The 8,395-nt window shown below is 52.9% G+C and carries 11 protein-coding genes; all 11 read right to left on the bottom strand.

Annotated elements, in window-relative coordinates:
- Nucleotides 1-717, bottom strand: a 717-nt coding sequence (locus RMO15_RS16970; protein WP_309714633.1) for a glycosyltransferase family 2 protein, incomplete at its 3' end; no start/stop codon positions are given.
- Nucleotides 718-751: 34 nt separating this feature from the next.
- Nucleotides 752-1,417: a methyltransferase domain-containing protein gene (locus RMO15_RS16965; protein ID WP_309714632.1), complete on the bottom strand. Its 666-nt coding sequence runs from the start codon at nt 1,415-1,417 to the stop codon at nt 752-754.
- A gap of 1 nt (nt 1,418) precedes the next feature.
- Nucleotides 1,419-2,729, bottom strand: a complete 1,311-nt coding sequence (nuoF, locus tag RMO15_RS16960; protein WP_309714631.1) for an NADH-quinone oxidoreductase subunit NuoF — start codon at nt 2,727-2,729, stop codon at nt 1,419-1,421.
- Nucleotides 2,730-2,735: 6 nt separating this feature from the next.
- Complete coding sequence (locus RMO15_RS16955; RefSeq protein WP_309714630.1) at nt 2,736-3,185, bottom strand: DapH/DapD/GlmU-related protein; 450 nt, start codon at nt 3,183-3,185, stop codon at nt 2,736-2,738.
- The gene (locus RMO15_RS16950) at nt 3,186-3,722 is read right to left on the bottom strand and encodes an NAD(P)H-dependent oxidoreductase subunit E (protein WP_309714629.1); all 537 of its coding nucleotides are present in this window, start codon (nt 3,720-3,722) and stop codon (nt 3,186-3,188) included.
- 20 nt (nt 3,723-3,742) lie between these two features.
- Complete coding sequence (locus RMO15_RS16945; RefSeq protein WP_309714628.1) at nt 3,743-4,507, bottom strand: methyltransferase domain-containing protein; 765 nt, start codon at nt 4,505-4,507, stop codon at nt 3,743-3,745.
- Nucleotides 4,507-5,754, bottom strand: a complete 1,248-nt coding sequence (nuoD, locus tag RMO15_RS16940) for an NADH dehydrogenase (quinone) subunit D (protein ID WP_309714627.1) — start codon at nt 5,752-5,754, stop codon at nt 4,507-4,509. The genes RMO15_RS16945 and nuoD overlap by 1 nt, the downstream gene beginning before the upstream one ends.
- Before the next feature lie 3 nt (nt 5,755-5,757).
- On the bottom strand, nt 5,758-6,369 hold the full coding sequence (locus RMO15_RS16935; protein WP_309714626.1) for an NADH-quinone oxidoreductase subunit C: 612 nt from the start codon (nt 6,367-6,369) through the stop codon (nt 5,758-5,760).
- A 4-nt stretch (nt 6,370-6,373) separates the two neighbouring features.
- Nucleotides 6,374-7,327, bottom strand: a complete 954-nt coding sequence (locus RMO15_RS16930) for a glycosyltransferase (protein ID WP_309714625.1) — start codon at nt 7,325-7,327, stop codon at nt 6,374-6,376.
- A 5-nt stretch (nt 7,328-7,332) separates the two neighbouring features.
- A complete protein-coding gene (locus RMO15_RS16925; protein WP_309714624.1) occupies nt 7,333-7,806 on the bottom strand; it encodes an NADH-quinone oxidoreductase subunit B family protein in 474 nt (157 codons plus the stop codon).
- Nucleotides 7,807-7,818: 12 nt separating this feature from the next.
- Nucleotides 7,819-8,184: an NADH-quinone oxidoreductase subunit A gene (locus RMO15_RS16920; RefSeq protein ID WP_309714623.1), complete on the bottom strand. Its 366-nt coding sequence runs from the start codon at nt 8,182-8,184 to the stop codon at nt 7,819-7,821.
- Between the last annotated feature and the right edge of the window lie 211 nt (nt 8,185-8,395).

Raw genomic sequence — 8,395 nt, 5'->3', positions numbered from 1 at the left:
CTTCACTCCCCACACATGGAGCCGATAGGAGACTGCCGTTCCCAGCACCCCAAGGCCATAGATCACGGAGCGCTTAAAGTTAATCGAGGATGCTTCGGGGAAGTACTTTGTGGGGCAGCTAATCTCCCCGATCTGAAACCCAAAGCGCACCGCCTGAGCCAGCATCTGGTTGTCAAAGACAAAATCGTCGCTGTTCTCCTCCAGCGGGAGCGTCTCTAAAACTTTTCGCGAGAACGCCCGGTAGCCCGTGTGGTACTCCGAGAGCTTCATCCCCAGTAGCACGTTCTCGATCCCTGTGAGCCAGCGGTTGGCAGCGTATTTCCAGTAGGGCATCCCGCCTTTGAGCGCCCCGCTGCCCAAGATCCGCGAGCCCAGCACCACGTCAAACTCCCCCGAAGCGACCAGCCAGGCCATCGCCCCGATCAGCTTGGGGGTGTATTGGTAGTCAGGGTGGAGCATCACGATAATCTCGGCATCGCACTTGAGTGCCTCGGTGTAGCAGGTCTTCTGGTTGCCACCGTAGCCCCGGTTCTTGGGGTGCACTACGTAGGGAATCCCCAGCTTCTGCGCCACCGCCACCGTATCGTCTTTGGAGCAGTCATCCACCAGAAGCACCTCATCAACAACATCGCCCGGAATCTCCAAGAGCGTCTGCTCCAGAGTCCGGGCGGCATTGTAGGCGGGCATCACCACCATCACCTTCTGGCCAATAATCATCCCATCTCCTAAAGTTATAACTCATATAGCTATTTCAAGATCTATAGAAAACCATAACATTTTCCGAAAAATAACTTCCGCTTTCTCTCAGAGATTTTGATGAATTGACATCATAAGTATAATTGTTTTGAGAAAATAGATGAATCCAATAGGACTGTGGTTGCTCGTTAAAATGTCCTTCTCCACCTTGTCCTGGCGGAGCAGCCGTTATGATTATTCTATCAGAGTGATTTATGAGGGATAGTAGGAATTTATTTACGTATTTTGGATGTATGTGCTCTGCTACCTCGACAGACCATGCTAAATCGAATTTTTTATTCAAATTAAGTTCGTTATTCAGATTGAATTGCATTATTTTATCTGGATGATTCGCCTTGGAAATAGCAATCGCTGATCCTTCTATGCCAAATGCATCACAGCCACTTTCTAGGAATATATCTAGCGATTTTCCTGTTCCACATCCTACATCAAGTACAGATATAGGAGCGAATAATTTTATTGATTCTAAGATCATTTCTGAATTATCTAAGGAACACATATCTAACTCACCTTCTTCAATGAATATACTGTTTTTAGATAGTAATCTAACATGGTTTTTTATTTTTAAATATATTTTTCTTGTTGATCTCCAGAGTAGTGTGTCTTTTCCGCCCAGAAGGAGTAATATTTTTTTTGATTTTTTTGTTATTATGTTAATCATTTTATTTGTACCCGATCGTCGTCAGATCACCCATGACATCTTTTCCACCCCGAATGTAAGCGAGATACTCGTCTCTAAAGAGCGTCAAACTCGTCATCACCGGCCAGATCGCCCCTTCCCCGAGTGCGCAGAAGCTCTTGCCCCGGATGCTATCGCAGATGTCCCAGATTAAGTCCACATCGCTCTCTTTGCCCGCACCCGCCATAATCCGCCCGTAGATCTTATGGAGCCAGTTGAGCCCCTCGCGGCACGGGGTGCACTTGCCGCAGCTCTCGTGGTGATAGAAATCAACCAGGCGCTGGGTGATCGGGACAATCGGTGTGGTCTCATCAAAGATAATCAGGCCACCGGAGCCCAGCCCGAGGGTCTTAGTGTTGGCGGGAATGCCTTCATAGTCAAATGGGTAGTCCAGTGGGGTCGGCGGCGCAAAGCCCATAGACGAGCCGCCGGGGATATAGGTCTTGAGGGTGTGGCCCTTGCGCACGCCGCCACACAGCTCTAGCACTTCAGAGAACGGGGTTCCCAGCACGATCTCATAGACCCCCGGCTTCTCCACATGCCCTGAGATCGAGAAGAGCTTGGTTCCCCGTGAGCGCGGCGAGCCATAGCCAATCTCGGCATATTTGGCCCCGCCCATTTCAATAATTGGAAGGAGTGTGGCGACCGTCTCCACGTTGTTGACCACGCTGGGGCGCTTCCAGGCGCCCGAGATCATCGGCAGCGGCGCAGCAGGCGGCTTCATGCGCGGCATCCCCCGCTCGCCCATGAGGCTGCTCATCAGCGCGGACTCTTCGCCACACTCATACGCCCCGGCTCCGAGGTGAGTGTAGATATCAAAATCCAGCCCCGAGCCCAGCACGTTCTTGCCACAGAAGCCCTTCGCGTAGGCTTCGTTGATGGCTTTCTGAACACTCTTCCAGGGCTCGATGTACTCACCACGGATGTAAATATAACACTTGCTCGCCCGAATCGCGTGCATCGAGATCAGGCAGCCCTCAACAAGTAAGTGTGGCAGGCCATTCATCAGATCACGGTCTTTGGCAGTCCCTGGCTCCCCTTCATCGGCATTGATAATTAAGTAATGCTCAACGTCACGGTTCTTGGGAACTGCGTTCCACTTAATATGTGTTGGGAATCCCGCACCGCCACGGCCCCGCAGGCCGGAGACTTTCACTTCCTCAATAACCGCGTCCGGTTCCATCGCGAGGGCTTTTTTGAAGTTCTCATAGCCGCCGTGCTGGCACCAGATATCAATCGTGTTAATGCCCGGCACGTGCCGGTGCTTGTACAGAAGCTGTGGTTGTTCAGACATAATTTCTTATTCCGTTACTGCTTTTTTCTCTAGCGGGCGGGCAGGAATTCCCACCATGATGGCACCCGCAGGGACATCTTTTGTGACAACGGCCCCTGCACCAATATAGGCACCCTCCCCAATCCTCAGGCTCGTGTTGCTACGTGCGATGACACTTGCCCCAACTCCGATGGTCACATTGTCTTCAATCACGATCCGCTCGGGTGAGCCGATCCAGGTCTCACTAGCCAGAGTAACTCCATGATAGATTCGCACACCTTTACCAATCGTAACATTGGGATGTGAGACAAAACAAAGACCAAAGTGATCGAGTCGCAAGTCTTTTTCTATCACAGCCTCCGGTGGGGTAATGCACCGAAAGATAAAATAGTTCACCAGCTTGAGAAGCTTAGGCAGAAGAGGAATTCGGCGCTGGTAGGCTCGGGTCATCCACCACCAGATACGCTCAGGCCCCACTTAAAAATTCCTCATCTCCGGCATTGCTGCTTGTGGTGGTGTGATCGTCTCACTAGGGGCACTCTTGAGTGTCTCGATCAGCGCATCCATCTGGTCAAACGTAATATTTTCGTAGTACGTTCCCCCTACTTGAACGGCAGGAGCATTGCAGCATGCCCCCAGGCACTCGACGCGTGCTAGGGTAAAGATGCCATCTGCTGTTGTTTCACCTGTCGCAGAGACACCCAGCTTACGCTCGCAGTGCTGAATAAGCTGCTCCGCGCCTAGTACCATGCAACTCACGTTATGGCAGATCTCGATGGCATGCTTTCCCCGAGGCTCTTTGTTGTACATCGTGTAGAACGTCGCAACGCCCTGCACGTCTGCTGTCGGGAGCTCTAAGTGTAGCGCCACTTCCTCCATCGCCTCCGCGGGTAGCCAGCCACCATACACTTCCTGTGCGACCCAAAGCGCAGGCAAGAGCGCTGCTTTCTTGGTCGGGTAGCGCGAGATCAGCTCATCGAGACGCACTCGGGTTTCCTCGGTAAATTTAGGCATTGTATCTCTCCCTCTATCCCTTACTCAAAGTTGGGTAGGGCCGTTGTCTCACCCTTAAGGCGCTTGCGCAGTGCCTGGTTCATCAGCTGGGGAATACTCCGCACGATTGGGCCGATTCCTGGATCGACCGTTCGGAAGTGAAAGAGAAGCGGATGAATCAAAGAGAGAGGTGCTCCGGGCGCTCCCAGAAAAGTCGCGTTCAGCTTCCCATTCTCCGCGACTTCCCGCTTGACATACAGTACGATATTTTGTGCATAGTACCAGGCGATGTTCTTGCGGTTCCAGAGCCTTGGGCGGAAACAGTCAAAGGCAACATAGTCATGTTGTGCAAAAAGATGTGCCCAGTAAGTTGGCCACTGCTCGTTGATGTGGTAGGTTCCTCCCTGGCCTGGAAGTGCGGCTGAAAAGAGTACCACATCCGAGAACGCAACAATATCCGCCACAAACGAGACGGCACGCGCTTCAGGAAGATGCTCCCCGACTTCCAGCGAGATGGCGAGATCAAAGCGCTGATTCAGGCTAACGGGCTGGGTAAGATCATGGGGGTGAAAACACTCCTTGGGAATGCGTAGTTGGGACTGGTCTACATAGCTGCCATCAATGCCCTTGATGGTCTTGACGCCTTTTTCCTGAAAGACACTCAGCCAGGCACCATTGCCACAGCCGACATCAACAACGCTATCAAAAGAGTAGATCTCTTTTAGCATGTCGTGAAGAATCAGAGCAGAAGTCTTGGCATAACCTTCGATACTATCGAAGAAACTCGAATCATACATTGTGTCCATTAGCGATCAATGTCTCCTAACACGATATCAATTGAGCCGATGATGGCAACTACATCGGCAACCATGCGTCCCTCGCACATCTTAGGGAGTGCTTGGAGATTGTAGAAACTTGGGCCCTTGATTTTCACACGATAGGGTTTATTAGAGCCATCACTGACCACGTAATAGGCTTTCTCACCGCGCGGACCTTCCACGGCCCCAATAGCCTCACCAACCGTCGGATGGTAGCCTTCAGTGAAGAGTTTGAAGTGGTGGATCAGGGCCTCCATTGAGGTGTCTAGCTCTGCGCGGGGTGGTGGAGCGATCTTACGGTCACTGGTGCGCACGGGGGCTTTCTCGCCCATCTCGACGACTTTTTTGTAGGACTGCTCGCAGAGTTTGAGAGACTCCCACAGCTCCGCCATGCGAACCCGGTAGCGGTCGTAGACATCGCCGTAGGTTCCCACGCAGATGTCAAAATCAAACTCTTCGTAGCGGGAGTAGGGGTTGGATTTTCTTAGATCGAAGGCCACGCCGCTGGCACGAAGGCTGGGCCCGGCCATACCAAAGCTAATAGCATCGTCTACGGAGAGCATCCCAATGCCACGGGTGCGCTCGATCCAGATGGGGTTGTTGGTTAGTAGGCCTTCGTAGAGCTCGATGCGGGCCGGGAAGTAATCTAAAAACGCACGGACACGCTCCAGCCAGCCCTGAGGGGCATCGCCGCGTAGGCCACCGGGGCAGATCCAGCTTGTCTTAGTACGAACGCCCGAGAGATGCTCTTTAAGCTCAAGAATCCGGTCGCGGTCTTGCCAGGTGTAGAAGAACATACTCATCGCGCCGATATCCAGCGCGTGCGTCCCCAGCCAGAGGCAGTGCGAGGCGATCCGCTCTAGCTCGTTGAGTAGGACACGCATGTAGTCGGCCTTGGGGGGGATCGCGACATTGAGTAGCTTCTCGACAGCCAGTGAGTAGGCGAGGTTGTTACAGAGGTTGGAGAGGTAGTCCTCACGGTCGGTGAGCACCAGAGCTTTATAATAGCTTAGGTTCTCCATGGTCTTCTCGATGCCAGTATGGAGATATCCGATGTGCGGGGTGCAGCGGACAACTGTCTCACCATCAAGCTCCAGCACGAGCCTAAGCACACCGTGCGTGGAGGGGTGTGACGGCCCCATGTTGATGGTCATGGTCTCCTGAGCAGTCTCAGGATCTAAATAACGCTCAATCTCGATGCCCGCCTGGGGCACTTTCTCTAAAGACGCGCTCATGGGTTACTTTGCTTGCTCCCGGACATTGTGACTAAACTCGACTTCCTCGCCGCCGAGGGGGAAGTCCTTGCGCAGCGGATGGCCCACCCAGTCGTCGGGCATGAGGATGCGGCGCAGGTCGGCGTGGTGGTTGAAGGAGATGCCTAACATGTCGTAGATCTCGCGCTCAGGCCACTCAGCCGCGAGCCAGACGCCACTGGTAGTATCAATCGTCGGGTCGTCCTCACTCACTTGCGCCTTGACCACGATTCGCTGGTAAGTCTTGAGAGAGTAGAGGCTGTAGACCACTTCAAAGCGTGGCTCAGTCTCAAAGCCGAGTAAATCCACGCCAAAGATATCGGAGACCAGCTTGTACTCCAGAGCCGTATGATCGCGCAGCACGGTGAGCAGGCCGACAATGCGCTCTTTGCGAACCGTGAGAAAGTCCTGTACTCGAAAGCGCTTGCTAGCGACGATTTCCGTACCATAGCCTGCCTCTACGAGAGCCTTGACTTCGGGCGAGTCCTCGACCGTGAGATTGGACTCAGCAAGGCGCGTTAGATCGGCCCTGAAAGTCCGCTCACGAATCGCTAAGTCGGAGCCTGATAAACCCAGACGAACATCAATATCTACCATTTTTTTAAACTGAGTACTTTCGTTTAATCAAAACTCGCACCAGAGCTTCTGGCAGAGAAAATATACGATGGAAGAGCTGCGCCTTTTTAACGCCTGGAAGTGGGGGAGTGATCTTTTTTAGTACCTGTCGTGCCTCAGCTAGCTTACCCTCTAGTGCATATGCCCGTGCTAGCATTAAGTAGCTGGTACTGAGCCGCTCAAGGCGCGCCTGCTCTGCTTGAGGATCTGAGAAAGAGTACCTCTCCCACATCTGCACCGGGAATTCGGACTCTCGTATTCCTTTAAGTCCTGTTGAGAAGGATGTTTCATGAATACGATACTCTGCGAGGCGCTCTGAAAGGTAGGCGCAACTCTTTCTCAGGCTCGTCAAGCGCAAAAAGAGTTCACAATCTGCGGTTGCACCGTAGTTGCCAAAACCACCTACCTCGCGTAGGATGGATAGACGAAAGAGAGTTGCATTAATCCCCATGCCTTGGCTTGCTGCATGAAGCTGTGGGTTTACAAGCACACCGCTGGGGAGGTTTGCACGCTGATAGTACTGAGAAAGCTCATCTGTTAGTGGTAGGTTACGCTTGCCAGACTCATCAATGATCCACTCATCTGTAAAGGCGAAGGCGACCTCACTGTGTGTTTCGAGGATCTCTACCAGACGCTCAAGAAAAGTGGGCTCATAGTGATTATCATCGTCGAGCTTACCAAAGTAGATTCCACGTGCCGCTGCAACTCCAGAACTCCAGTTTGCCTGCATCCCGATATTTTTTTCATGCCGGACAATGCGTATCCGCGGATCTGTCGCTTGGAATTCCTGACAGACCTGTGGTGTTTCGTCGCTGGAAGCGTCATCACAAAGAATAAGCTCAAAGTGGGTGTAGGTTTGTTGTAGGACACTGACAACTGCCTCACGCAGATAATGAGCACGATTGTGTGTTGATATGACGATGCTAACGAGTGGTGACAACGTTGTTAGTACCTCTCCGAGAAGCGCTCTTTGTCAATTTTTTTCTGAAGCTCCATGACGGCATGGATCAGCGCATCGGGGCTTGGGGGGCAGCCGGGGACATAGATGTCCACGGGGACGATCTGGTCCACGCCTTGCACGACGGCGTAGTTGTTGAAAACACCGCCATTGCTGGCGCAGTCGCCCATCGCGATCACCCACTTGGGGTCGGGCATCTGGTCGTAGACTTGGCGCAGCACCGGAGCCATCTTCTTGCAGACGCGCCCACTGACGATCATCAGGTCCGCCTGGCGCGGCGAGGCGCGAAACGCCTCGGAGCCGAAGCGTGACATGTCAAAGCGGCTGTCGGTGGAGGCCATCATCTCAATGGCGCAGCAGGCAAGCCCAAAAGTAGCAGGCCAGAGGGAGTTTTTACGCCCCCAGTTCACCATCTTGTTTAGCGACGCCGTCAAAAACGGCTGGTCAGTTTCCTGGCTCATGTTCTAAAATTCCTAGCCCCACTCGAAGGCGCCACGACGCCAGATATAGATGTAGCCAACAAACAAAATGGCCACGAAGGTTACCATCTCCGCTAAGTTAAAGAGCATCATGCTTCCACTGGCCGCGTAGGTTACCGCCCAAGGATAGAGGAAGACCGTCTCGATATCGAAGACAATAAAGAGCATGGCGATGAGATAGAACTTGATCGGGAACCGCTCCCGTGCTGAGCCGATAGGTGTCACGCCGCACTCATAAGGACTGTTCTTCTGCGGCGAGGGACGGCGCGGCCCGAGAACGGCAGAGAGCAGAATAAAGACCGCCGAGAGCAACACGGCGACCAGCCCCATCACCAGAACCGGAATGTAGGAGTTTAGCATGGCATATTTTCCGGGCGACAGCTGCCGCCTGACTTTGCGAAGTTTATCACAAACTGCTCTGTAAAATCAATCGGGTGTGACCCATTTTAGTTGAGAGGCCATTCATGCCACTTGATAGCCCCCTTGTGGCATCTTCATTTTTGAGTTTGCTCTCTCGATACAGAGAGAATCCCAAGCAGAGAAGGTTCCATAAAGCCGAGTTTGTTCACGT

Origin of the sequence: Armatimonas sp. (genome assembly GCF_031410135.1) — a bacterium.
In the GTDB taxonomy this organism is placed as follows: domain Bacteria; phylum Armatimonadota; class Armatimonadia; order Armatimonadales; family Armatimonadaceae; genus Armatimonas.
This window is presented reverse-complemented; position numbering and strand designations above follow the sequence as displayed.